The 26,034-nt window shown below is 65.7% G+C and carries 21 protein-coding genes; 17 read left to right on the top strand and 4 right to left on the bottom strand.

All coding sequences use genetic code 11. The annotated features are described in order from the left end of the window. The first annotated feature begins 152 nt into the window (after positions 1-152). The 5 genes from GSQ87_RS00770 to GSQ87_RS00750 all read left to right on the top strand — a co-directional run bounded on the left by GSQ87_RS00770 (position 153) and on the right by GSQ87_RS00750 (position 5,337). Positions 153-1,616: a UbiD family decarboxylase gene (locus GSQ87_RS00770; protein ID WP_158912657.1), complete on the top strand. Its 1,464-nt coding sequence runs from the start codon at positions 153-155 to the stop codon at positions 1,614-1,616. A gap of 137 nt (positions 1,617-1,753) precedes the next feature. Further along, positions 1,754-2,218 (top strand): hypothetical protein, encoded by a 465-nt coding sequence (locus GSQ87_RS00765; RefSeq protein ID WP_158912656.1) that lies wholly within the window; start codon positions 1,754-1,756, stop codon positions 2,216-2,218. 107 nt (positions 2,219-2,325) lie between these two features. Then, a complete protein-coding gene (gene gtdA / locus GSQ87_RS00760) occupies positions 2,326-3,369 on the top strand; it encodes a gentisate 1,2-dioxygenase (protein WP_158912655.1) in 1,044 nt (347 codons plus the stop codon). Between the two features lie 28 nt (positions 3,370-3,397). Then, positions 3,398-4,084, top strand: a complete 687-nt coding sequence (locus GSQ87_RS00755) for a fumarylacetoacetate hydrolase family protein (RefSeq protein ID WP_158912654.1) — start codon at positions 3,398-3,400, stop codon at positions 4,082-4,084. Positions 4,085-4,104: 20 nt separating this feature from the next. Beyond that, positions 4,105-5,337 (top strand): flavin-dependent oxidoreductase, encoded by a 1,233-nt coding sequence (locus GSQ87_RS00750; protein WP_158912653.1) that lies wholly within the window; start codon positions 4,105-4,107, stop codon positions 5,335-5,337. Positions 5,338-5,444: 107 nt separating this feature from the next. Here the strand turns inward: GSQ87_RS00750 and GSQ87_RS00745 are convergent, their stop codons facing one another. After that, entirely contained in the window at positions 5,445-7,475 is a 2,031-nt protein-coding gene (locus tag GSQ87_RS00745) for an amidohydrolase family protein (protein WP_216838876.1), read from the bottom strand. Between the two features lie 186 nt (positions 7,476-7,661). Here GSQ87_RS00745 and GSQ87_RS00740 point away from each other — a divergent pair, with 186 nt between their 5' ends. Continuing rightward, positions 7,662-9,266: an amidohydrolase family protein gene (locus GSQ87_RS00740; RefSeq protein WP_158912651.1), complete on the top strand. Its 1,605-nt coding sequence runs from the start codon at positions 7,662-7,664 to the stop codon at positions 9,264-9,266. Between the two features lie 6 nt (positions 9,267-9,272). On the opposite strand, the gene GSQ87_RS00735 is transcribed toward GSQ87_RS00740, so the two are convergent. Next, complete coding sequence (locus tag GSQ87_RS00735) at positions 9,273-10,037, bottom strand: helix-turn-helix domain-containing protein (protein ID WP_158912650.1); 765 nt, start codon at positions 10,035-10,037, stop codon at positions 9,273-9,275. 87 nt (positions 10,038-10,124) lie between these two features. On the opposite strand from GSQ87_RS00735, the gene GSQ87_RS00730 reads away from it, so the two are divergent. Beyond that, complete coding sequence (locus GSQ87_RS00730; protein WP_158912649.1) at positions 10,125-11,369, top strand: MFS transporter; 1,245 nt, start codon at positions 10,125-10,127, stop codon at positions 11,367-11,369. Between the two features lie 10 nt (positions 11,370-11,379). Here GSQ87_RS00730 and GSQ87_RS00725 read toward each other — a convergent pair whose 3' ends face one another. After that, entirely contained in the window at positions 11,380-12,846 is a 1,467-nt protein-coding gene (locus tag GSQ87_RS00725; protein WP_158912648.1) for an MFS transporter, read from the bottom strand. 221 nt (positions 12,847-13,067) lie between these two features. Between GSQ87_RS00725 and GSQ87_RS00720 the strand changes: the two genes are divergently transcribed. The 3 genes from GSQ87_RS00720 (at position 13,068) to GSQ87_RS00710 (ending at position 18,904) form a co-directional block, all read left to right on the top strand. Continuing rightward, a complete protein-coding gene (locus tag GSQ87_RS00720) occupies positions 13,068-14,222 on the top strand; it encodes a M42 family metallopeptidase (protein ID WP_158912647.1) in 1,155 nt (384 codons plus the stop codon). 105 nt (positions 14,223-14,327) lie between these two features. Beyond that, the gene (locus GSQ87_RS00715) at positions 14,328-15,257 is read left to right on the top strand and encodes a LysR family transcriptional regulator (protein WP_158912646.1); all 930 of its coding nucleotides are present in this window, start codon (positions 14,328-14,330) and stop codon (positions 15,255-15,257) included. Between the two features lie 506 nt (positions 15,258-15,763). Then, complete coding sequence (locus GSQ87_RS00710) at positions 15,764-18,904, top strand: TonB-dependent siderophore receptor (RefSeq protein ID WP_158912645.1); 3,141 nt, start codon at positions 15,764-15,766, stop codon at positions 18,902-18,904. A 73-nt stretch (positions 18,905-18,977) separates the two neighbouring features. Here the strand turns inward: GSQ87_RS00710 and GSQ87_RS00705 are convergent, their stop codons facing one another. After that, the gene (locus GSQ87_RS00705; protein WP_158912644.1) at positions 18,978-19,298 is read right to left on the bottom strand and encodes a P-II family nitrogen regulator; all 321 of its coding nucleotides are present in this window, start codon (positions 19,296-19,298) and stop codon (positions 18,978-18,980) included. 193 nt (positions 19,299-19,491) lie between these two features. Between GSQ87_RS00705 and GSQ87_RS00700 the strand changes: the two genes are divergently transcribed. From GSQ87_RS00700 to GSQ87_RS00670, 7 genes are all read left to right on the top strand, one after another. Then, positions 19,492-19,767 (top strand): metal-sensing transcriptional repressor, encoded by a 276-nt coding sequence (locus GSQ87_RS00700; RefSeq protein WP_158912643.1) that lies wholly within the window; start codon positions 19,492-19,494, stop codon positions 19,765-19,767. Beyond that, positions 19,764-21,569 (top strand): copper resistance system multicopper oxidase, encoded by a 1,806-nt coding sequence (locus GSQ87_RS00695; protein WP_158912642.1) that lies wholly within the window; start codon positions 19,764-19,766, stop codon positions 21,567-21,569. Before GSQ87_RS00700 ends, GSQ87_RS00695 begins: the two co-directional genes overlap by 4 nt. Further along, on the top strand, positions 21,569-22,318 hold the full coding sequence (locus tag GSQ87_RS00690; protein ID WP_158912641.1) for a copper resistance protein B: 750 nt from the start codon (positions 21,569-21,571) through the stop codon (positions 22,316-22,318). Before GSQ87_RS00695 ends, GSQ87_RS00690 begins: the two co-directional genes overlap by 1 nt. A 252-nt stretch (positions 22,319-22,570) precedes the next feature. Further along, the gene (locus GSQ87_RS00685) at positions 22,571-23,173 is read left to right on the top strand and encodes a sigma-70 family RNA polymerase sigma factor (RefSeq protein WP_216838874.1); all 603 of its coding nucleotides are present in this window, start codon (positions 22,571-22,573) and stop codon (positions 23,171-23,173) included. A gap of 7 nt (positions 23,174-23,180) precedes the next feature. Then, positions 23,181-23,837 carry a zf-HC2 domain-containing protein gene (locus tag GSQ87_RS00680; protein WP_158912640.1) on the top strand — a complete coding sequence of 219 codons (657 nt, stop codon included), beginning with the start codon at positions 23,181-23,183 and terminating at the stop codon, positions 23,835-23,837. A gap of 7 nt (positions 23,838-23,844) precedes the next feature. Continuing rightward, positions 23,845-25,119 (top strand): S8 family serine peptidase, encoded by a 1,275-nt coding sequence (locus GSQ87_RS00675; RefSeq protein ID WP_158912639.1) that lies wholly within the window; start codon positions 23,845-23,847, stop codon positions 25,117-25,119. Next, complete coding sequence (locus tag GSQ87_RS00670) at positions 25,019-25,897, top strand: TorF family putative porin (protein ID WP_371416623.1); 879 nt, start codon at positions 25,019-25,021, stop codon at positions 25,895-25,897. Before GSQ87_RS00675 ends, GSQ87_RS00670 begins: the two co-directional genes overlap by 101 nt. Positions 25,898-26,034 lie beyond the last annotated feature (137 nt).

The following is a 26,034-nucleotide window of genomic DNA, read 5'->3' as shown; positions in this document are numbered from 1 at the left end:
GTATAATTGACAGACGTCATACTGTCTCCTAGCCTTCCGGTAATGATCCGGCGGAACAACACCCCCGCACGAAAGCTTGACCATCTCCCCGCCGATGATGGCCGAATGCCCCCACGATCCCGTAGACTCCACCTGCGCAACGGAGCAGTCCCATGGATGACGCCACGCCCCTCGCCGCCAGCCGCGTGCAGCCCTATGCGGACCTGCGAGAGTTCATCGACCGCTGCGAAGCCGCCGGCGAACTGGTGCGGATGAAAGGCGTCGACTGGGACCTGGAGATGGGCGCCCTGGCCGAGATCGTGAACCACAAGCGCCCCGAAGCGCCGGCCCTGCTGTTCGAGGACATTCCCGGCTATCCGGCCGGGATGCGGGTGCTGTCGGGCGCCACCAACTCGTCCAAGCGGCTGGCCATCACGCTCGGCTTTCCCGAGCCGTCCCACCCGCTGGATGTGGTCAGGGCCTACCGCGACCGGATGCAGACCCACCGTCCCTTGCCGCCACGCGAGGTCGAGACCGGGCCGATCTTCGAGGTAATCGACCGCGACGACGAGGTGAACGTGCTGAAGTTCCCCGTGCCGCGCCTGCACGAGGAGGATGGCGGTCGCTACATCGGCACCCACGACTACGTCATCATGCGCGACCCGGAACAGGACTGGGTCAACGCCGGCGCCTACCGGGTCATGGTGCACGACGAGAAGAGCGTCGGCCTGTGGATGTCGCCCGGCAAGCAGGGCCGCCAGATTCGCCAGAAGTACACCGACCGCGGCCAGCCCTGCCCGGTGCTGATCTGCGTCGGCATGGACCCGCTGCTGTTCCTGGCCAGCGGCAACGAACTGCGCTTCGGCCTGTCGGAGTACGACTACGCCGGCGGCCATCGCGGCCTGCCCTTCGACACCGTCAAGAGCGAACTCTACGGCCTGCCCATGCCCGCCCACGCCGAGATCGTGCTGGAGGGCGAGATCACGCTGGGCGACGAGCGCATGGAGGGGCCGTTCGGGGAGTTCACCGGCTACTACGCCAGCGAACCGAGCGAGCAGCCGGTGGTGCGCATCCGCCGGGTCTATTCCCGCCGCGACCCGATCCTGACCATGGCCTCGCCGATGCGGCCGCCCTCGGACTTCTCGTTCAGCAAGTGCGTGATGAAGGCTGGGATGATCTGGGACGAGGTGGAGCGCGCGGGGCTATCGGGCGTCACCGGAGTCTGGTGCCACGAGGCGGGCGCCGCGCGGCTGTTCAACGTCATCGCCATCAAGCAGGCCTATGGCGGCCATTCCAAGCAGGCGGCCATGCTGGCGGCCAACTGCCAGTCGGGCTCCTATCTCGGCCGCTTCACCGTGGTGGTGGACCACGACGTGGACCCCAGCGACATGTTCGACGTGATGTGGGCCATGTGCACCCGCTGCGACCCGATCGAGGACATCGACTTCATCCGCAAGGCCTGGAGCGGCCCGCTCGACCCGCGGCTGCCGCGCGGCGTGACCACCAGCTCGCGCGCGGTGATCGACGCCTGCCGCCCGTTCGAGCGGATCAAGGACTTCCCCAAGGTGGCCCGCGCCAGCCCGGAGCTGCTGAAGGCGGTTGAGGCCAAGTTCGAGACCATCCTCAAGCGGATTTGAGGTGTCGCGCCTGAGCAATTTACGCATCCGGGCATCCCGGAAGAGGCCTAATCGGTTATCTGGCGCGGGAGGCGGGTGCAGCGACCCTGGGTCCCGGCTCTCCGCTCCGCTACGGCCGGGATGACAGGAAAGATGCGATGACCACCGAAGCCCAACTGCCCACCGCCTGGCTGGCCCTGTTCGACGGCGAGCGGCTGGCGGACAAGATCAGCGAGACGGCCCTGCTCGCCACGGTGGACGACGGCGGCTGGTCACACCTGGCCTTCCTCAGCATGGGCGAGGTGGTGGCCAAGGACCGCAAGCGCCTGGTCACGGCCACCTGGCCCCGCTCACGCACCACGGCCAACATGGTCCGCACGGGGCAGGCCGTACTCTATGCGGCGGCGGAAGGCCTGGTGTGGGAGACGCGGCTGAAGGTTTCGGCGCTCGACGTCGTCACCGAAGACGGCTCCCACCTGACGGCGGGCGAGATCGTGGACGTACGTCGTCACGAGGCGCCCTACGCCTACCTCGACACCCTGGCGAGCTTCCGGCTAAACGCGCCCGAACCCACCCTGGAACGCTGGATGCGCCAAGTGACAGCCATGAAGCGCCATCTTTGAGCGCTGCTCCCGGTAACTGGCGTTGACAAACAAAGTTGTCAGACCAATCTAACAAGAAAGAAAGACGTCTGACGATTTCACGTCGACGCCGAGCGGAGGAGACGAACATGGCCGACGACGCCCGCATTCCGGCTCCCGAACGGGCCGCCTTCTACGACCGCATCGGCGCGCACAGCATGGCCCCGCTGTGGGAAAGCTTGCACGTCCTGGTGTCCAAGCAGCCGGTGACGCCGGTCAAGCCGCACCTCTGGAGCTACGATCAGGTCCGCCCCTACCTGATGGAGGCCGGCGGCCTGATCACCGCCAAGGAGGCCGAACGGCGGGTGCTGATCCTGGAGAACCCCGGCCTGCCGGGAAAGGCGTCAGTAACCCACAGCCTTTATGCCGGCCTACAGCTTGTGCTGCCGGGCGAGGTCGCGCCCGGCCATCGCCACACCCAGACCGCGCTCCGCTTCATCCTGGAGGGCTGCGACGCCTTCACCGCGGTAGACGGGGAGCGCACCCTGATGCGTCCAGGCGACCTGGTGATCACGCCGAGCTGGACTTGGCATGACCACGGCAACGACAGCGACCGGCCGATGGTGTGGCTGGACGCGCTGGACATCCCACTGGTCGGCTTCTTCGACGCCAGCTTCGCGGAGGCCGCCAACGCCGACAGCCAGGAGGTGTCCAGACCGCTAGGCGACAGCACCGCGCGCTACGCCAGCAACCTGCTGCCGGTGGACTGGAAGCCGGCGACGCAGAACTCGCCGATCTTCAACTATCCCTACGCCCGCACCCGCGAGGCCCTGACCACCCTCGCCGCCAACGGGGACCCCGATCCGCATCACGGCTACAAGATGCGCTATGTGAACCCCGCCAGCGGCGGCCACGTCACCCCCACCATCTCGGCGTTCGTCCAGTTGCTGCCCCAGGGCTTCGCCAGCGCGCCGTATCGCAGCACGGATGGCACGGTCTATTCCGTAGTCGAGGGTGAAGGCCGCACGGTGGTGGGCGGCCAGACGCTGAGCTGGAAACCGCGCGACGTCTTCGTCGTGCCGAGTTGGGCCGAACACGTCCATCACGCCACATCGGAAGCGGTGCTGTTCAGCTTCTCGGACCGCTCGGCCCAGGAAAAGCTCGGCCTCTGGCGCGAACGCCGCGCCGCCTGATCCCCACCATTCGTTCTCGGAAACCCGCATGGCCCTCGTCTTTCCCGCCCCCGCCGTTCCCACCGTGCCCGTCGACGGCGGCGGCGAGTTCCCGGTGCGCCGCATCTTCTGCGTCGGCCGCAACTACACCGAACATGCACGCGAGATGGGCCACGATCCCGACCGCGAAGACCCCTTCTTCTTCACCAAGCCCGCCGACACCATCGTGCTGGACGGCGCGACCATCCCCCACCCCTCCATGACCAGCAACCTGCACCACGAGATCGAACTGGTGGTGGCGATCGGCAAGGGCGGCCGCGACATCCCCGAGGCCGAGGCGCTGGACCACGTGTTCGGCTATGCGGTTGGCGTCGACCTGACCCGCCGCGACCTGCAGAACGAAGCCAAGAAGCTCGGCCGTCCCTGGGACATGGGCAAGGGCTTCGACGATTCCGCCCCCATCGGCCCGATCACCCGCGCCGATCCAGCCAAGCCGCTCGACCAGGGCGACATCTGGATCAAGGTCAACGGCGAAACCCGCCAATCCAGCGACGTGTCCAAGCTGATCTGGAGCACGCCGGAGGTGATCGCCTACCTGTCGCGCTACGTGGCCCTGGCGCCAGGCGACCTGATCTACACCGGCACGCCGGAGGGCGTGGGCAAGGTCGGGCCCGGCGACGAGATGCACGGCCACATCGCGGGTCTGCACGACCTGCGCATCCGTATCGCCGCCTGATGCCGAGCGTGGGCAAGCCGATGACCCGGGTCGCCATCGCCGGCGGCGGCATCGCGGGCCTGGCCCTCGCGCTAAACCTGCACAAACGCGGGATCGACTGCCGCGTGTTCGAGGCCGCGCCCGAGGTGCGTGAACTCGGCGTCGGCATCACCCTGCTCCCCCACGCCATGCGCGAGCTGACCGCGCTCGGGCTGCAGGACCAACTGCGCAGCATCGCCATCGAGAACACCGAAAGCGCCTTCTTCAACCGCTTCGGCCAGCGCATCTATGGCGAGGCGCGCGGCGTCCACGCCGGCTATGCCTATCCAGAGTTGGGCATCCATCGCGGCAAGCTGCACACGGTCCTGTACCGTGCGGCGCTGGAGCAGCTCGGCGCCGACCGCATCCTCACCGGCCGCCGCGCCCTGCGCGTGGAGCAGGACGAGGTCGGCGCCACCCTGCATCTGCAAGAGAGCATCACGGGGGCCGCCGCCGAGCCGGTGCGGGCCGAGGTGGTGATCGCCTGCGACGGCGTAAACTCGACCATCCGCAAGCAGTTCTATCCCGACGAGACCGTGGCCTTCACCGGCATCAACACCTGGCGCGGCGTGACCCGGCGCAAACCGATCCTGGGTGGACGCACCTATATGCGCATCGGTTCGCTGACCCACGCCAAGCTGGTGGTCTACCCGATCATCGACGATATCGACGGCACGGGCGATCAGTTGATCAACTGGACCGCCGAGGTCCAGACCACCGGCGACGTGATCAACGACTGGAACAAGCCCGGCGACCTGAAGGACCTGCTGCCCTACTACGCCGACTGGAAATTCGACTGGCTGGACGTGCCGGCCCTGTTCCGCGCCTCCGAGACCATCTTCGAATACCCGATGGTGGACAAGGACCCGGTGGCGCGCTGGACCTTCGGGCGCACCACCTTCGTCGGCGACGCAGCCCACCCGATGTATCCGCGCGGCTCGAACGGCTCAGCCCAGGCCCTGATCGACGCCCGCACCCTGGCCGACCTGTTGGCCACCGACCTGGCGCCCAAAGCCGCGCTCAAGGCCTACGAGGCCACTCGGTTAGAACCCACCGCCAAGGTGGTGCGCACCAACCGTTCGAACCCACCCGACGTGATCAACATCAGGGTCGAGGAACTGACGGGAGATCGCCCGTTCGAGAACCTGGACAGCGTGATCAGCCAGGACGAACTCCGCGCCCTGTCGGACCACTACAAGCGCGTGGCCGGCTTCGCGCTGCAGGACCTGCGCTAGGACGGTCGATCGGCTGGGATATCGCGAGCCGATCCCGCGACCCAAGCTACAGAGCCGGCTTGGGAGCACGACGGGGGTTCGAGCGCTCCAGCCAGCGGCGACGGGCGCTACGGATGTAGCGCCGGCTCCTTCACGTCAGGCGCCGCGGCGAACGGCTTGATGCCGAACTTGGGATAGACTTCGCTGGGATAGTAGAAGGCGCCATCCTTCACCACCATGCGAATGGTCTTGATCGCCTTCAGGTCCTTGGTCGGATCGCCGGGGATCAGGAAGAAGTCGGCCAGCTTACCCTTCTCGATCGACCCCATCCGCTGGTCCTGACCGACATAGCGCGCCGAATCGAAAGTGGCCCGCTTGACGATCTCGGCCGGGGTCATGCCCGCGCCCTGATAGAGTTCAAGTTCCCGGTGGTAGGTGAAGGAGCCGCCGGTGTCGGTGCCGAAGACGATGAATATCCCCCGGTCGTGCAGCATGCGCACCGTGGCGATGATCTTGTCGAACGCTTGCCGATAAGCCTGATCGTCGCCCGGCGCGGAAGTGTCCACCCACGCCTTCATGGCGTCGCGACGATAGCCGATCGGCATGTGGTCGATATAGTCCACCGCACCCGGAGGAACCTGGCCATCGCGGTTCTGGGTGAGTTGCTCGTGAATGCCCAGGGTGGGATCGATGGCCTTCTTGCCGTCGACCATCAGCTGGATGGTGTGCTGGACCTTGGGGCTTTGCAGGTCGAGGCCCGGCAGGCGCTTCAACGCCGTCAGGCGGAACAGGGTGCGGGTGTCCTCGCCCGGTTGCATCACCCAGCCCAGCATGAACTGATTGATGTGGGTCATCTCGTCATAGCCGGCCACGATCATCTGGTCGGCGGTCGAGAAGGCCGGGACGTGGCCGGCGACCCGCATGCCCAGCAGATGCGCCTCCTTGGCCATGGCCGGCACCCAGGCGGGGTTCATGCTGTTGTAGATCTTGATCTGCCAGTAGCCCCGCGCGCCGTACCAGCGCACCGCGTCGATCGCCTGGTCCTGGCTGTCGACCAGGATGCCGTTGTTGGCGCTGTAAGGGCTCTTGCCCTCGATGAAGCCGGAGCGGACCACGTGCGGGCCGCCGATCACGTCATCGTCCATGCGCTGGATCAGCCGGTCCAGCACGGCGTTGTCGTTGCCCATGTCGCGCACGGTGGTGATGCCGGCGATCAGGTTGAGCATCGCCCCATCCTGCTGCAGGTGGGCGTGCATATCGTACATGCCCGCGACCAGCGTGCCGCCCGCCCCGTCGATGGTCACTTCGCCGGGCGTGGGTGGGCTATCCAGCGGCTCGACCCCCGCGATCTCCTTGCCGCGCACCACCACCGACATCGGCCCGGTCAGAGCCGAGGTCCTGGGGTCGAACAGGCGGACGTTACGGATGCGGACGGGCGCGCCGTAGTGGTGTGCCACCTGCTTTTCCATGGTGACGAAGCGCTGGGTCGACCAGTCGGCCGCCAGCTTGCGCAGGCGCTGCTCCTCGCCCTCGTAGCCCTTGCGGATGATGATGAAGTTCGGGCTGACCTCGGCGAACAGGGCGCCCTTGGCGTCGAGCAGCATGGTCCCGGGATTGAGGTTGACGCCGCTCAGGTCGTAGCGGGTGAGCTGGACCGGCCCGCCGCTTCCCTGAACGGTCAGCGCCTCGCCCTTCTCGAGCCGCAGCGTGCCGCCCGGCAACACGTCCAGGCTCATCCCCGGCGCCTTCAGCAGCGCATGGGCGATGATCTGGTCGGACCAAGGACTGCCGCTCTGGGCGACATACAGGCCGGGCTTGCGGATGGTGGCGGCGCCCTTGCCGGTCGAATCGACCCATTCGGCGTGCGACCCCGACTGGCTGAACCGTTCATCGACCTTGCTGCCGAAGGTGGTGGCGCCGGTGATCGTCCAGGCGATCGGAAGGCCGTCCGCGTTGGAACGGATGGTCTCCTTCATGGTCGGGCCGCGCCCGTTGTTCTTGAAGTCGTAGTCGATAAGGGTCCGATCGCCTTGAGTGTCGGCGATCAGATGACCGACGTTCTTGCCTCCGAAGATGACCGAGAAGTTCGCCGTCTCCGCCAGGGCCAATGTCGGCGTGGTGAGAATGAGGCTGAGCGAGAGCGCGGCGTTCTTGATCATACGCAACTTAGATCATCGCTACTTTTGGACGTAAACAGCGAATACAGCCTCAGGACCTGGGCTCAACGCGTCGAACGACGCCCTCGGATGCAGCCACCGAATCCTCCGCTCGGAAGCGATCAGGCAAGGCCATTTTCGTATACGATCTAATGCGCTATCGTCGCCTCGAAAGTTTGGGGGCGAACGATGTTGCGAACGGTTCAGGCGGTGATCGCCGCGGTCGTCTTGATGGCGGCCGGCGCGGCGACGGCGAGCGAAATCCCGGCGCGGACCGAGGGAATGGGTCCGTACGGACGGTTGATCCTACGCAATGTCACCTACGTCGACGGAACCGGCTCCCCGGCCCAGGGGCCCGTCGACATCGTCATCTCCGGCGACCGTATCGCCGAGATCAGGACCATCGGCGCGCCGGGCGCGATCAATCCCAATGCGCGCGCCGCGCCGGGCGACAAGGAGATCGACCTCACCGGCCACTATGTGCTGCCCGGCTTCGTCGATTCCCACACCCACCTGCACGACATGGACGACGAGCAGCACGTGCCGTCGGACTACATCCTCAAGCTCTGGATGGCCAACGGCGTCACCTCGGTGCGCGAACTGGGCAGCAAGCGGCCGATCGAATGGCTGACCGCGATCAAGGCCCGCAGCGCCAAAAACGAGATCGTCGCCCCGCGCATCGACGTCTATCCCTTCTTCCAGAACATCGAGAAGACCGCGCCCAACACCCCCGAAGAAGCTCGCATCGCGGTGCGCGACGCCAAGCGTCGTGGCGCCGACGGGGTCAAGTTCATCAACTACGTGCCCGAGGACGTGCTGTGGGCGGCGCTGGACGAGGCGAAGATCCAGGGCCTGCACACCACCATGCACCACTCCCAGCAGAGCGTAGCTTGGGCCAATGTGCTGACCACCTCCGCCCATGGCATGCAGTCGATGGAGCACTGGTACGGCCTGCCCGAGGCGATGTTCACCGACAAGCAGTTCCAGAAGTGGCCCAACGACTTCGTCAACAACGAGGAAGAGGAACGCTTCGGCGAGTCGGGCCGCCTATGGGCCCAGACCGCACCGCCGGGCTCGCCCAAGTGGGAGGCGGTGATGAACACGCTACTGCAGCGCCACTTCATCATCGACCCGACCTTCACCGCCTATCTGACCGGCCGCGACTTCATGCGGATGAGCCGCGCCACCTGGCACGCCGAGTACACCCTGCCCAGCCTGTGGGACTACTACCGGCCGAGCCGTGTCCACCACGGCTCCTACTGGTACAACTGGACCACCGAAGACGAGATGGCCTGGAAAGAGAACTATCATCTGTGGATGCAGTTCGTGAACGAGTACAAGAACAAGGGCGGCCGGGTCGCGGTCGGCAGCGATTCCGGCTACATCTACAACCTCTACGGCTTCGGCTATATCCAGGAGCTGGAGTTGCTGCGCGAGGCGGGCTTCACCCCGCTCGAGGTCATCCACGCCGCGACTCAGGTCGGGGCCCAGACCCTGGGCCACGAGCAGGAGCTCGGCACCATCCGCGTGGGCAAGAAGGCCGACCTGGTCGTGGTCGACGGCAACCCGCTGGCCAACATGAAGCTGCTGTTCGGCACCGGCACGCTGCGGCTGAACGATGCGACCGGCAAGACCGAGCAGGTTGGCGGGGTGAAGTACACGATCAAGGACGGCATCGTTTACGACGCCCGCCAGCTGCGCGCCGAGATCCGCGACATGGTGGCCAAGGAAAAGGCCGCCCGCGGTATGCCGCAGGGGATCATGACCATCGAGGAGGTCGACCTGACGAAATAGCCCACGTCAGGGGCGATAGCGGCTCGGCGGCATGCCCAGGACGCGCTTGAACATGGTGGAGAAATTGGCGGGGCTCTCGTAGCCGAGATCGAGGGCGATCATGGTCACGGGCTCTCCGGCCGCCAGTCTTGGCAGCGCAACCGATAGGCAGGCCTGCTGACGCCATTCGGCGAAACTCATGCCCGTCTCGCGCCGGAACAGGCGCGTGAAACGCCGCCGGTTCATGCCCAGATCGTCGGCCCAGGCGTCGATAGTCTCGCAGGCCTGTGGACGCTCCAGGAAACGGTGGCAACGCGCGGCGAGCGGCGGATTGGTCGGGAACGGCACCGCCAGGGGGATGATCGGCGCCCGCGCGATCTCGGCGACCAGCAGCGCCATTACCAGACCGTCCCGACCCTCCTCGTCGTACTCCAGTGGCAGGTCGGCGGCGGCGACCAGCAGGGCCCGCAGTAAGGCCGACACCCCGACGACCCGGCAGACCTGCCCCAGCGAAGCGACGGCCGAGGGCTCGATCAATACGCTGCGGGTGCTGACGGCGCCCACCATGCGCACCGCATGCGGCGTCGCCCCCGGAATCCAGACCGCGCGTTCGGGCGGCGCCACCCAGGCGCCTTGCGGTGTGCTGACGGCGACCACGCCGCTTGCCGCATAGAGCAACTGCCCACGCCGGTGTTGATGCAGGCGCAGTTCGAAAGCCGGCGGATAGTCGTTCCCGATCGCCACGATCGGACGCGGCGTATCCTCATACTCGTCCGGATCGCGGCGGGTCATGAATGTCCCAAACTCAAACTCGAATGACCCATATCCGAATGCGGGACGGACACAACAGGCCTAAACCGCTCTCCTGCAGGAGAGCCCATGAGCGTCCAATCTATCGCCATCGCGGATTCAGGAAGGCCTCGCGCCGAACGCACCGTGTTCGGCGTGATCTTCGCGATCAGCTTCTGCCACCTGCTCAACGACATGATGCAGTCGCTGCTGCCGGCCATCTATCCGGGCCTCAAGGCGGATTTCCACCTGAGCTTTGGACAGATCGGGCTGATCACCCTCACCTACCAGATCACCGCCTCGATCCTGCAGCCGCTGGTGGGTCTGTACGCGGATCGTCGACCCACGCCGCTGGCGTTGCCTGGCGGGACGCTGTTCTCGCTGGCGGGGTTGATGGTGCTCTCCATCGCCCATGCCTATCCGGTGCTGTTGATCGGCGCGTCATTGCTGGGCGTGGGATCGTCGGTGTTCCACCCGGAGTCCTCACGGGTCGCACGAATGGCGTCGGGCGGCCGCCACGGCCTGGCGCAATCGCTGTTCCAGGTCGGCGGCAACGCCGGACAGGCGCTCGGGCCGCTCGCCGCCGCCCTGGTGGTGGTGCGGTGGGGACAGTCGAGCTTGCACTTCTTCGCCCTGTTGGCGCTGCTCTCAGGCGCCGTCCTGTGGAATGTCGGCGCCTGGTACAAGCATCACGGCCTGACCCTGATCCGGGCCGCCGACGGTGGCAAGAAGGCGGTGCTCCTGCCCGAAGGCCACGCTCGACGTGGCATCCTGGTGCTGCTGGCGCTGATCTTCTCGAAGTATGTCTATCTCGCCAGCCTGACGAGCTATTTCACCTTCTATCTGATCCATCGCTTCGGCGTGCCGGTGCGCAACGCCCAGCTCCACCTGTTCGCCTTCCTCGCCGCCGTCGCGGTCGGCACGATCCTGGGCGGCCCGCTCGGCGACCGCTTCGGACGCAAGCCGGTGATCTGGTTCTCGATCCTGGGCGCGCTGCCGTTCACCTTGCTGCTGCCGCACGTCGACCTGTTCTGGACAGGACCGCTCACCGTCGTGATCGGCCTGATCCTGGCGTCAGCCTTTCCAGCGATCGTGGTGTTCGCGCAGGAACTGGTCCCGGGCAAGGTGGGGATGATCTCGGGCCTGTTCTTCGGCTTCTCGTTCGGCATGGGCGGACTTGGCGCCGCCTCGCTCGGTCAGTTGGCCGACCGCTTCGGTATCGAGGCCGTCTACCAAATCTGCGCCTTCCTGCCGCTCATCGGCCTGCTGGCGGCGTTCCTGCCCGACACCAAGCAAGCCCACCGCCCAGTCACCCCATCGATGAAGGGCCTCTAAGAGCGAACCGCTACGGCGCCGCCGCCTGGCTGAGGGCTTGGGCGTCGAAATCAAATGCCGGTGAGACGCTGCCTTCGACCTCCAGCACCTGCTTTCGATAGAGCGGGGTGATGACCGCCGAGACCAGGACGCCGAGTCCCAACGGGATGGCGGCGACCATGAACAGGGTCTGCATCGGCAGGTGCCGGCTGATCAGATAGCCGCCGATCAGCGGCCCGAAGGTCGCCCCCACCCGCCCGGCGGCGAAGCAGAAGCCGACCCCGCGTCCGCGCACCGGCGGCGGGAACAACGGCCCCTCCGAAGCGATCAGGCCGTACTGGACGCCGTAGAGGCAGAAACCCGCCATCACCACGATGGACAGCAGCACCTGCACGCCCATGCCCGGCGCGCCCACCGCGATCAGGGCGGGAACGCCGCACAGGAACAGGATCGGCACCGGCAAGAAACCCCACTTGTCGATCGGCCTCATGATCACCAGCGCGCCCACGACACCGCCGCAGATGAACAGGGTGGTGGCCATCGCCGCCCCGCTAGGACCGGCCGCCGAGTGGGCCAACAGGGTCGGCAGCCACTGGTTGGCGAAGTAGAAGGTCATCAGCGACAGGACGTTGGCCACCCAGATCAGCGGCGTCAGCAGCTTGAGCCGGCCGGCGAACAGGGCCGAGGTCGGCATCGGCTTGAGGCTCTGGTGGCGGGCGGAGACGAAGCGGGTGTCCGGATCGAACTGCAGGCCCGGCTCGAAGCGGCGCAGGATGCCGGCCAGCTGCTCGCGCGCCTTGGGCCGGCGCACCAGGAAGTGGATCGACTCCGGCAGCAGGAAGGCCAGGGCCAAAGCCAGGACGAGGGGACTGAGGCCGGCGATCCAGAACAGGATCTTCCAGCCGTAGATCGGCATCAGCTTGGCCGCCACCAGGCCGCTGATGATGCTGCCCACCGGCGAGCCGGTGAACATGATCGAGACCACCGTGGCGCGGAATTTGCGCGGCGCAAACTCCGAGACATAGGCCACCGAGGTCGGCAACACCCCCGCTACCCCGATGCCGGCAATGAAGCGGAACAGGATCATCTGCTGGAAGGTCTGGGCCACCAGGGCGGCCAGGGTGAAGACGCCGAAGAAGACGCTGCCCCACAGCATCACCCGCTTGCGCCCGAACCGGTCGGCCAGGAAGCCGAACACCGGGGTGCCGATCAGGCCCGCCACCAGGGCGGCGCTGAACAGGGCGCCGAGCGAGGTCGGCGAGATGTGGAAGGTCTTGATCAGGCCTGGCGCCGCGAACGAGGCGGCGGTGATGTCGAACCCATCCACCGTCACCACCAGGAAGGTCATGAAGATGACGCCGATATGGAAGGCGCTCATCTTCTTCTCGTTGATCAGACGTTCTACGTCGATCACCTTGGCCGACATCGTTCCCCCATGCCCGCTTGATACGATGCGGGCGCCTGCGCCATTCGGCGTCTCGTCGATGAGCGTGATCACGCAGGGTAACACGCCCCGCGCGTCTCGAAGTACGCCACGCTTTCAGACGCACACATACCTGTCTGTCCCGTCTAGCGATGGACAATACCCCCCCGCCGCCGCGTAAGGCGCTTGGATGTCGAGCAGGGCGCGGCTCAGGCATGAACTCCGATATCGAAGCGCTGGCGTTCGAACGTTCCGCGGGGAACAATCGCGGATCGGGTCATTTGGGGGTGGGTGGGATGAAGCGTCTGATACTGATCGCGGCGGTTTCGCTACAGGTGGCGGCTGCAGCCGGCATGGCGTTGGCCCAAGTCCCCGACCGCACCCAGGCCCTGCTTCGCGAATTGTCCGAGGCCGCGGGGCCGCCAGGGTTCGAAGACGACGTGCGGCGCATCATGGTGCGCGAGATGAAGCCCTACGCCAGCATCACCTACGATGGCCTGGGCTCGGTCATCGCCCAGAACGGCTCGACCGGACCCCGCATCATGCTGGACGCCCACATGGACGAACTCGGCGGGATCGTCCGGCGGACCACCCGGGACGGCTTCCTGAGCATGCAGATGCTGGGAGGATGGCTGGACCAAGCCCTGCCGGATCAGCGCTGGATCATCATCGGCTCGAAAGGACCGGTGCTCGCCGTCACCGGCATACGAGACGTCCACTACACACCCGCCGACGAGCGGACCAAAGTCACGCCGCGCGACCAGATCCTGCTGGACGTCGGCGCCAAGTCGGAAGCGGAACTCGCGGCCATGGGGGTGGAGCCCGGCGATCCGGTGGTCCCGGACTCCTCTTTCGCTGTCCTGAACGGATCGAGGAACTATGTCGGCAAGGCCTGGGACGATCGCGTCGGCTGCGCGGTCGTTCTGGAGGCGTTGCGCCGTCTGGCCGCTTCAGGCCACCCCAATCAACTCTTCGTCGCCGCGACGACCCAAGAGGAGGTGGGCCTGCGCGGAGCCCAGACCGCCGCTCAAACGATCCGTCCCGACATCGGCATTTCCATCGAGGGCGGCGTCACTGGCGACTCGCCGGGCGGCCACCCGGAGGAGAGCCAGGTGCGGCTGGGGGCCGGACCAGGCCTGTTCCTCTACGACTCGAGCGAAGTGCCCAACCGGCGCCTTGTCGCGCTGGCGAAGGAGACGGCGGCAAAGATCGGCTCGCCCCTGCAGTTCGATCTGGCGCAGGGCTACGGTGACGACTCCGCTGAAATCCAACGCGCCGGCGGTGGGGCCCCGACGGTGAACCTGGTCGTGCCTGTCCGCTACACCCATGCCCACAACGGGGTCATGAACCGCGACGACTTCGACCGGCTGGTCGATGTTGTCGTCGCTATGATCAAGCGCCTGGATGCGCCTACGGTGGCGCGCCTGCGAGACTTCACCCCGGCGCCCTAGACCCGTCTTGTAGAGCTGTTCGCGCTCTCGGAGCAGGTTGGCCGCAAGGTCTCTTCGACCAGTGTCAGCTTCGGATGCGATCCAGACGATCGGTAGGAACTGAAAATGATATTCACTACACTTCGATATTTCAATGAAGCCGCGCGCCTTTCAAGTATACGGAAGGCAGGTGAAAACATGAACGTCGCACCTTCGTCGATCAGTCGGCAGATCGTCGTATTGGAGAATCAATTCGGTACGAACCTGTTCGACCGGTCCGCGAACGGCATAACACTGACTCACGCGGGCAAGTTGGTTCACGATTTCGCCCGTAGGGTTCTGCTGGACTACGATTCCTTGCGGGCGGACATCGACGATCTTCGCGGAGTCGGCCGCACGATGATCCGGATCGCGGCGATCGAGAGCCTGGCGGCCGGGCCACCCCTGGTGGCTCTGCAGGCGACGCGTCCTCGCTTCCCGAACGCCAGTTTCCGCATCCTCACCCTGACGGCGTCCGATGTCGAACAGGCGGTCAAGGCGGGGACCTGCGATCTGGGCGTCACCTTGAACCCCGCCCCCGATCCAGAGCTTCGCTTCGTCTGCGAAATCAACGAGACGCTGGTGCTGGCGGTCTCACCCTCCCATAGCCTGGCCGGCCGAGCGTCGATCACCATGACCGATCTCGTCGATCTGGACTTGGCGATTCACGAGACCGGATACGGCGTCCGACGGCTGATCGACCTGGCGTTTCGCGCGCACGGCTTCGCCGTCTCCCCCCTGCTGTCGAGCAGTTCGCTGCATGTCCTGAAGAGTTTCGCCGTCGAAGGACTCGGGGGCGCGATCATCACGCGCGGGGCCGCGAGCGGTCCCGCGCTTCAAGGCCAGCTTACGCTTGTGCCGATCACCGAGCCCATGCTGGACCAGGGCCGCATCACCCTGATCATGCGGAACGACCGCCGCATCTCAAGAGCGCTTCGGCATTATATCGAGGAGGTGGAAAAAGCGCTGCATGAGGGAGATGAGCGCAGAACGCAAGAAACGGCTCGAGGAATTTGATATGTATAGATTTTCTCTCAATTCCGCCGAGAAAATGACCCTGGATATAAATGTTGAGTTCCGCAATTTAGAGCAGTCACACACCGATGTCGCCGCGTGCCGGCCTGGAATAAAACGAGCATTCGTACATGCCAACCTCACCAACCGAGCCGGCTACCACCAACATGCCGTTGCGGATATGACACGGTAAAATTATACGACTAGGCGTCGACTGCGAATCGACAACGCAAGCCAAGTTGCTCATTGAATAAGCCGTCAAGTAGGGCGAACCTCCTTAAAGACATGCATTGTCCGCGTGTTTGAAGGGGCGTTGCGATAAACGCAACACGGACGACGCATATTTGATACTTGCACCTAGCCTTTCCTCGGGGAGGAATGACTAGGTTGCCGGCGTGAGCACGTCTATTCCGACCGAATGTTATAACAACTCCGGTCGCCGCCATGTCGATGAGCTAAATCTTTGTATTTCTGAAATTGAAGCACTGAAGCTTGAGGGGGATACTAAAATGAAGCGCGACGGCGTGCGTGAGCGTTTGCTTGCTTCCACTATGATGGCTGGCGTCAGCCTGCTGGCGTTTGGGGCCCAAGCCAGCGCCCAGACGATCAAGACCGCTCAAAACGATGTTGCGCCGCCCGCGACCGCCGCGACGCCGTCCGTGAACCAGGTCCCCGAGGCCGCCGCCTCCACCACCGCGGTCAAAGAAGTGGTCGTCACCGGCTCCCGGATCGCCCAGAAAGGCCTCACCAGCCCGAGCCCATTGCAGGTCGTCAGCGACCAGGAAATCAAGCTCCAGGGCACCACCAACGTCGAAAACCTGATCAACAGCCTGCCCCAGGCCTTCTCCGCCCAGAGCTCTTCGGTCGCCAACGGCTCCAACGGCACCGCGACAGTCAACCTGCGCGACATCGGCGCCAACCGCACCCTGGTGCTGGTCGACGGTCGTCGCCTGATGCCGGGCGATCCCAACAACCCCGTGCCCGACCTGAACAACATCCCCGCCCAGCTGGTCGACCGGGTCGAAGTCACCACGGGCGGCGCCTCGGCCATCTACGGTTCGGACGCCATCTCCGGCGTCGTCAACTTCATCATGAAGCATGACTTCCAGGGCGTGCGCCTCGACGTCCAAGGCGGCTTCGCCCAGCACACCAACGGCCCCAACAGCTCGGTCGACAGCGCCATCTCCGCCTTCAACGCCGCCACCCCGGGTCCCAAGGCGACCTACCCGAGCAGCGTGGTGGACGGCCGTACCATGGACGTGACGGCGATCTTCGGCGCCAACACGCCCGACGACAAGGGCAACGTCACCGCCTATGTCGAATACCGCAACATGCAGCCGGTGACCGAGAACACGCGATCCTACAGCGCCTGCTCCATCACCGCGACGATCACCACCACGCCGGGCGTGGCCGACACCCATACCTGCACCGGCTCCAGCAACACCAACTTCGGCCACTTCGTGGTGACCTCGCTGTCCAATCCCAGCGGGAGCGCCATCGCCAGCACACCTGCCACCTTGGCGGCGCAGGGCGTCAACACCGGCACCCTGTCCAACAACCCCAACGGGACCAGCACCTTCGTCCCGTACAACAGCCTGCTCTCCTACAGCAGCGCGCCGCTGAACTATATCCAGCGCGAGGACGACCGCTACACCGCCGGCTACTTCGCCCATTACCGGGTGAACGACCACGTCGAGCTGTATTCGGACTTCATGTTCGCCGACGACCATACCGTCGCCCAGATCGCTCCGGGCGGCTTGTTCGCCGGCAGTGCGGCGCCCGGGTCCAGCACTTTCAAGGTGAACTGCAACAACCCGCTGCTGTCCGCCACCCAGGCCGCGGCGCTCTGCGGCAGCTCGGCCGGCACCGCCAACATCGCGAACGTGAACGCGGCCTACCGCTTCCTCAACGACGGCGCGCAGCCCCGGATCACCGACATTCGCCACACCGATTACAAGATCGACATCGGCGCCAAGGGTGAGATCGCGCCGGGCTGGAACTACGACGCCTACCTGCAGTACGGCACCGCCATCTCGTCCCAGGAGAGCATCAACAGCGTCTCCAACACCAAGGTCCAGAACGCCCTGTTGGTGAACCCCAACGGCACCTGCATGAGCGGCGCCGCGGGCTGCGTGCCGCTGAACGTCTTCAACGTCAACGGCTTGACGCCCGCCTCCCTGGCCTATGTCTACACCCCCGGCTTCGAGGCGGGACAGACGATCGAACAGGTGGCCAGCGCCTCGATCACCGGCGACCTCGGCCAGTACGGCTTCAAGAGCCCGCTGGCCACCGACGGCGTCGGCGTGGCGTTCGGCACGGAGTATCGTCGTGAGAACCTGGCCCTCAGAACCGACGAGGAGCTCAGCAGCGGCGACCTGGGCGGTTCCGGCGGCCCGACCATCGCCAACTCCGGCAGCTTCGACGTCTACGAGCTGTTCGGTGAAGCGCGCGTGCCGCTCGTCCAGGACAAGCCCCTAATCAAGAGCCTGTCGTTCGACGGCGCGTACCGCTTCTCGCAGTATTCCACCGCCGGGCGCACCGACACGTTCGAAGGCCAGTTCGTCTACCAGGCCGTGACCGACCTCAGCTTCCGCGGCGGCTACAGCCGAGCGGTGCGGGCGCCCAACGTCAACGAGCTGTTCGCCGCGCAGGCCCCAAGCCTCTTCTCCGGCTCCGACCCCTGCGCCGGCGCGACGCCGACCGCCACCCTGGCCCAATGCCAGCGCACGGGGGTGACCGCGGCCCAGTACGGCAGCATCATCCAGTGCGCATCGGGCCAGTGCTCGCAGCTCACCGGCGGCAACGTCAACCTGCAGCCGGAAAAGGCCGACACCTTCACCATCGGCGCGGTGTTCACACCGACCTTCTTCCGGGGCTTCACCCTGACCGTCGACTGGTTCGACATCAAGGTGAGCAACATCATCACCGCGGGCGTCGGCGGCGCCAGCGTGACGCTGAACCAGTGCATCGCCACCGGCAGCCCCGTCTACTGCAGCCTGATCCACCGCGACCCCGCCGGCGGCGGCATCTTCGGCACCCAGGGCTTCGTCACCGCCACCGAGATCAACACCGGCTTCCTGCGCACCGAAGGCATCGACATCGACTCCACCTATCGGTTCCGGCCGACGGACTGGATGAACGTGCCCAATGTCGGCGTGTTCGACTTCTCGCTGCAGGGCACCTACACGACCGAGTTCATCAAGCAGGCCGTGTCGGGCGGACCGACCTACAACTGCCAGGGCCTGTACGGCAGCGACACCTGCGGCGAGCCCCTGCCCGCGTGGCGTCACCGCGTCCGGTTGACGTGGTCGCCGCCCATGCCGTTCACCCTGTCGCTGGCTTGGCGCTACATCGGGGGCACCAGCTTCGACGGCAATTCGAGCAATCCCCTGCTGCACAAGGCGACCTTCGACGCCGTCGACGCCAATATCCCGGCCTACAACTATGTCGACTTCTCGGCCACCTACCGGATCAAGGACGGTCTGACCGCGCGGATGGGCATCAACAACCTGGCCGACAAGGACCCGCCGGTGGTCGACGCCGTCACCTTCCCGGCGGCCGGACCGTCGCTGGGCAACGGCAACACCTTCCCGGGCACCTACGACGCGCTCGGCAGAACCTTCTTCTTCGGCATCACGGCGGACTTCTAACCAAGCCCGCTCGCCAAGCATCGGTGAAAACCCACGGCGGATCGAACGCCGCCGTGGGAACCGCGCAGACGGTTTACGCCGCGCGTGCGCCTTCACCCATGCGGACACACAGGGCCGGCTCGGCCGAAAGCACATAGATCTTGTCGGTAATGCTCGAGGCGCGGATCAGGGCGATGACCCGATCCGTCAAGTCGGAGCGCACCACGACCTCGACCTTCACCCGCGGCACGTAGTGCATCGCGTATCGGACGCCCTTATAGATTTCAGCCGGTCGTTTGCCGGGGCAATAGTCGCGCACGTCTGTCGTGGTGAACTGCTGGATGCCAGCGTCGAAGAGCGCCTCGCATACAACGTCGGCTTCGAGCGGGGCGACGATGGCTTGGACGCACTTCATCGCGCAGCCCTAATCGGAGGCGGCGTAAACGAACAATATGTGCTGGGCCGTCGGGCCATAAAGCACCCGCCGCCTGGACGAAGGCGCACCCGTCCCTCGCTCGGCTCCCACCAAGCCCTTCCTCACTTCCGTGCGCTCGAAATCCAAGGACGTTCGGATTGCCGCGCATACCCTGACGGGGTATCAGGCGCCCATGACGTCCGAGACGAAAACGACGATCACCACCCGGCTCGCCCGGATCGAAGGCCAGGTGCGCGGCCTGTCCCAGATGGTGGAGGACGGCCGCTATTGCCTCGACGTGGTGGCCCAGGTCCGCGCCGCCCGCGCCGCCCTGGCCAAGGTCGAGCAGGTCATCCTGGCGGACCACCTCGGCTCTTGCGTCGAGCAGGCCATCCTCAGCGGCGACCCCGAGCAGCAGCGCCGTAAGGTGGCGGAGCTGATCGAAGTGTTCAGCCGGTCCGACCGATGACCCGGCGGCCATCGGTCTCCCGCCGCCGGTTCGTGCAGGGCGTGGCGCTCGCAGCCGTCGGCGGCGCCGGTTTCTCGCCCCGACTGGCGCGCGCCGCCGATCCCGCCGTCCTAAGCGGGGATCGCTTCGACCTCGCCATCTCCGAGACCCACGTCAACGTCACCGGCCGGATGCGGATGGGTTGCGGCGTCAACGGCCTGGCGCCCGGCCCGACCCTGCGCTGGCGCGAGGGCGATACGGTGACGCTGAACGTGTCGAACCGGATGTCGGAGCCGACCTCGATCCACTGGCACGGCATCCGCGCGCCGGCCGAGATGGACGGCGTGCCGGGGCTGAGCTTTCACGGCATCATGCCGGGCGAGACCTTCACCTACCGTATCCCGGTCAAGCAGGCGGGGACCTACTGGTATCACAGCCACTCCGGCATGCAGGAGCAGATGGGCCTCCACGGCGCCCTGGTCGTCGAGCCGCGCGGCGCCGATCCCCACCCGGCCGACCGCGAGCACGTGATCCTGCTCACCGACTGGACCGACGTGGACCCAATGAGCATCGTCGCCAACCTCAAGCAACAGGGCGACTACTACAACTACGGCCAGCGCACCGTCGGCGACCTGGTGCACGAGGTGAAGCAGGACGGCATGGCCGCGACCTGGCGGGAACGGTCGACGTGGGGCCGGATGCGCATGACGCCCACCGACATCTTGGACGTGAGCGGCGCGATCTACACCTACCTGGTCAACGGCGCCCCGCCCCGCGCCAACTGGACCGGCCTGTTCGCGCCGGGCGAGCGGGTGAAGCTGCGCCTGATCAACGGCTCGTCCATGACCATCTTCGACGTCCGCATTCCGGGCCTGAAGCTCAGCGTGGTGCAGGCGGACGGCTGCGACGTGGAGCCGGTGGAGGTGGACCAGCTCCGCATCGGCACGGCGGAGACCTACGACGTCATCGTCACGCCCACCGGGGCGCACGCCTACACCCTGTTCGCCCAGGCCATGGACCGTTCCGGCTACGCCCGCGCCACGCTCGCGCCCCGCATGGGCATGAGCGCGCCCGTCCCGCCGATGGACCCCCGCCCCGTGCGCGGCATGGCCGACATGGGCATGGGCGGAATGGCCAGGATGCCGGGAATGGATATGTCGAGCATGCCCGGCATGGACATGAGCCACGGCATGGCCGGGATGGATATGTCCGGGATGAAGGGCATGGGCATGTCCGGCATGGCGGGGATGAAGGGGATGACCTCCGCCGCCCCGAAACCGAACGTCCCCAGCGCCAACGCCGACGGGGTCGCGGCCGCGGCGCTCAAGGGCGCGGTGAACGTCGACAACGTGGCGATGGAGACCCAGGACCGTCAGGGCGAGGCTGGAACCGGGCTGGACCACGACGGCCGGCGCACCCTGGTCTACACCGACCTGAAGGCGCTCTCCCCCGCGCCCGACACACGCCCTCCGACGCGGGAGCTGGTCTTCCACCTCACCGGCAACATGCAGCGCTGGAGCTGGGGCTTCGACGGCAAAAAATTCGCCCAGGCCGAGCCGATCCGGCTGAAGCTCGGCGAGCGGGTGCGGTTCGTGCTGATCAACGACACCATGATGGAGCACCCGATCCACCTGCACGGCCTGTTCAGCGAACTGGAAAACGGCCAGGACGCACATCGTCCGCTGAAGCACACCGTGCTGGTCAAGCCGGGCGAGCGGCTGAGCTATCTGGTCAGCGCCGACACGCCGGGCCACTGGGCCTTCCACTGCCACCTGATGTACCACATGGACACCGGCATGTTCCGCACTGTGGTGGTGGCCTGATGCGCGGCCTCATTCTGACGGCGACCTGGGTTGCGGCCTTCGTCACCGCCTCGCCCGCCCTGGCCCAGACGCCCGGCGCCGATCCCAACTCCGCCTCGCCGTTCGGCTATCCCGTCGACGACCGGCGGCTGTTCGTGCACGGCCTTCTGGACGAGTTCGAGGGCCGTCTGGGCGCGGACCAGAGCTTCCGCTGGGAGGGCGAAGGCTGGGTCGGCGGGGACTTCGACCGCTTGTGGCTGAAGAGCGAGGGCGAGGTCACCCGCGGCAAGGTCGAGGACGGCCAGCAGGAGCTGTTCTACGACCGCCCGGTCACGACCTATTTCGACCTCCAGGCCGGCGCCCGCTACGATCTGGACTCCCGGCCCGGACGGGGCTGGGGCGCGTTCGGGATCGAGGGTTTCGCGCCCTATTTCTTCACCGTCTCGGCCACCGGCTACGCCAGCGACACCGGCCATTACGCCGCCAAGCTCCAGGCCTCCAACGAGATCCGCTTCACCCAACGCCTGGTCCTGGAGCCCCAGGCAGAACTGAACCTGTACACCCGCAGCGACTCCGCCCGGCGCACGGGCTCGGGGCTGTCGGACCTCGATGCCGGCCTACGCCTGCGCTACGAGATCAGCCGCAAGTTCGCGCCCTATGTCGGCCTGACCTACGAGAAGCGCTTCGCCCGCTCGGCCGACTTCGCGCGAGCGGACAACGAACGCCCCGACGATCTTCGGTTCACGGCCGGCGTACGCAGCTGGTTCTAGGATGTCGAAGCGCTCTCAGGCGCCTTGGAGGATTTTACGCATCTAAACTCTAGGCCAATAAGAATTGACCGAGTGCGTGGCGGTGCTTGATGGCCGCTACTTCCGGAGCCACGCGCTGTTATTAACGATCGAAGGTGGTGTATTTCGAAATCGTTGGCAAGCTGCCTATGGCGTGACGCCGAACATCAGGATGCCACAGCTTTGAACCCTATGCCCACACAAGAGCACTAATGAGCAAGAAAGGTGCGGCGGGTGAGCATTCAAAGCGTCCTCAAGCGTAACGATGTAAGCGCGGCCACGGCGAGCGCACCAAAGGACGAGGCGCGCCTGCTCCGGCGCATCGCGGCGGGAGAGCGCCGGGCGTTCGAGGAACTGTACCGAATCTACCATCCCAGGCTGACGCGGTTCCTCTCGAATCTGCTGCGCAAACCGGAAATGGTGGAGGAGGTCCTGAACGACACCCTGATGGCGGTGTGGCGTCGGCCAGACAGCTACACCGGGGCGAGCAAGCTCTCGACCTGGGTGTTCGCCATCGCCTACCGCAAGGCGCTTCGGGCGCGGTCCCGCTTCGACGAGCCGATCGAAGACAAGGGCGCCGAGACCCGGGTGAGCGATGAGGCTAGCCCGGAACAGCAACTGGGCCGGCGCCAAGTCCAGGAGGCGCTGCTGAGCGCGATGAGCCAGCTTTCCGCCGACCATCGCACCGTCGTGGACCTCACCTACTTCCACGAGTTCGGGTACAAGGAAATCGCGGAGATCATGGCCTGCCCTGTGGATACCGTTAAGACGCGCATGTTCCATGCCCGGCGTAACCTCAAGACCGCCCTGCCAGGCGGCCTGACGGATTGGCTGTGAGGCGAGCATGACGCGACGCATCATTCCATTGCCCCGGGACCACCACAGGGACCTCAAGGCGCTGCTGCCCTGGTACGCCGCCGGCCGCCTCGAAGGGGCGGAACAGGCTGAGATCCGGGCGCATCTCGACCACTGCGCGGAATGCCAAGCCGATATGCGCGAAGAGGTCGTCCTGGCCGCGCACCTCACCGCCCTGCCGGCGTCAGGCTCGTCCTTCGATGTCGAGCAGGGTTGGGCGGCGATCAGCCGGCAGCTCGAAAGGGAAGCGCCAAAAGGGTCGCCCCTAAAGGCATGGATCGAGCGGATTCTCGCCCCACGCGCTGGCGCCGAGACGCCTTGGCTGCGCTGGGCTGTCGCGGCTCAGTTTTGCTTGATGCTGGTCATGGGCGGAGCCATCTGGCGGATCGAGCAACCAGCTCGTTACCATGCGCTGGGCTCGGCGCCCGCGAGTCGCGCCGCCAATATCGTGGTGATCTTCCGTCCGGAAACCCCCGAGAAGGACCTGCGCGCGATCCTGAAGTCGAACGATGCGCGCCTGGTCGACGGTCCCACGGAGGCCGACGCCTACCTACTCTACGTTCCAAGCGCCGGACGCCCGGCCGCGTTGGTGAAACTGCGCCGGCAGACCCAGGTCGTCCTGGCCGAGCCGGTGGATGCGGGATGAGCCGCTGATGCTGTCCTCCCTACGTCCCCTGGTCCTGGGCCTCCTCGTCGCCGCGTCCGCAAGCCTGGGATTGGCGCAAACGCCGCTGGCCGATCAGCCGGCGCCCGCCGCGCCGATCCAGCAGGTCCTGGTTATGCTGCGGATGGCCCCTCAGCACTTCCGGCCCGATGGCTACGGCGGGAGCTATGGCGATGGCGAGGGTCGGAGCGCCCGTTGGCGGATTGCACGCCGTCTAGCCAAGGAACAGGGCGTGTCGGTGGCCGACGAGTGGCCGATGCCCGTCCTGGGCGTGGACTGCTATCTGATGACCGTCCCTGCGGATCGTTCCCCCGAAGAGGTGGCGGCGCGTCTTGGGCGTGATCCGGGCGTCTCCTGGTCCGAACCCCTGCACACCTACCACGCCAAGGGCGAACCAATCGCCCACAACGACCCGCTATATCGGGTCCAGCCCGCCGCGCGGGAATGGCGTCTGGCGGAGCTTCACCAGATATCGACCGGTCGCGACGTCCGCATCGCCGTCATCGACAGCGCCATCGAGACAACACACCGAGACCTGGTCGGCCAAATCGAGCTAACCAAGAACTTCGTTCCGGATCGACCCGACATTCCCGAAGACCACGGCACCGGCGTGGCCGGCGTGATCGCCGCGCATGCCGACAACAATCTGGGAATGGCGGGGGTCGCACCCCAGGCTCGGCTTATGGGACTGCGGGCCTGCTGGCAGGAAACGCCCAGGGCCGGCGAGGCGGAAAGCACCGCGCCTACACTTTGCGATAGCCTCAGCCTGGCCAAGGCGCTGGATTTCGCGATCTCCCACAAGGCCCAGATCATCAATATGAGCCTCAGCGGGCCGCCCGACCTGCTACTGGGCCGGTTGGTCGATATCGCCTTGACCGACAAGATCATCGTCGTGGCCGCCTATGATCGTAACCTGCCCAACGGCGGCTTCCCGGCCTCCCACAAAGGCGTCGTGGCTGTGGCCGACGAAACAGCCGATCCGCACGTCGCCGGCGTTTTCGGCGCGCCGGGACGCGATGTTCCCACGACAGAAACCGGGAATCGGTGGTTCCTCGTCAACGGCAGCTCGTATGCGGCGGCGCATGTGAGCGGCTTGTTCGCCTTGGTCCGGCAGAGAACGCCGTCAGTCCACAACGCCTCAGCCCTTGTGGTCGCTTATCACGGTGATACGATCAACGCATGTGCGACACTTCTGCAAACGTCAGGGTCATGTGATTGCGACTGCGGCCTTTCACGTGAGCACTTGTCGATCGCTCATAAGTAATACGTGGTCGTCATCGGCTCGTATATTTATATTCATATCGTCAATTATCTCTCTGCAACTGATCAAGCCTACTGATGCGAGGGCGCAACTCGGCGCGAGTGCGACGGTGGAGTCCCAGTACAATGTACGTGGCGTTTCGCTGAACGACGCCAAGCCGGATATACGGTTCGGTTTAACCTATGATCATGCGAGCGGCGCCTACGGCGGTCTATCCGGCATCCTCGGCGACACCGCTCGCAATGGCGTCCAGCCGCTAGGCTACATCGCCTATCTCGGCTTCGCCAAGCCACTCCCCAATGGATGGATCTGGGATGTAGGCGCGACCAACACCCAGATCACCCTCTATATCCCCGCCTCGACCCTGCTGCGTTCACCTCAGAATACGACCTACAAGCAAGCTTCCACCGAACGCTACCGGGCCGATTACAGCGAGTTCTACAGCGGGGTGTCCGTCCACGACATCAGCGCACGCGTCTACATATCCCCCGATTACCTGAACCAGGGCGTCAGCACGGCCTATCTGGACCTGAACGCCGCGTACCGACCGATCCCCCAACTTCGACTCTATGGACATGCTGGAGCGCTGACGCCGCTGGATAGCTCTAAGGGCGCGGAAAGCGACCGTGAACATTTTGATCTGGGCGCAGGAGCCGTCTGGGAGCTGCATCACGCCGAGCTGCGGCTGGCGTGGACGGGCGTGACCTCCAAGGTCGAATATCCGATCAACTTCAGACAAAAGAACAATGCGCTGATCCTCAGCGCCACAGGCTTCTTCTGATCAGGATTTTTTCTCCATCGCTTTGAACGCATGGCCGACGGCCCGGCACTTACGGAACGGTAGAGGCGCAACGCCCTCGTCCGCGAAATTCAACGAAGGCCGTAGAGATGCGGTTCGCACCGCAACCCATTCCGGGG

The sequence above is a fragment of the Caulobacter sp. S45 genome (assembly GCF_009765965.1).
Lineage (GTDB): Bacteria > Pseudomonadota > Alphaproteobacteria > Caulobacterales > Caulobacteraceae > CAHJWH01.
This window is presented reverse-complemented; position numbering and strand designations above follow the sequence as displayed.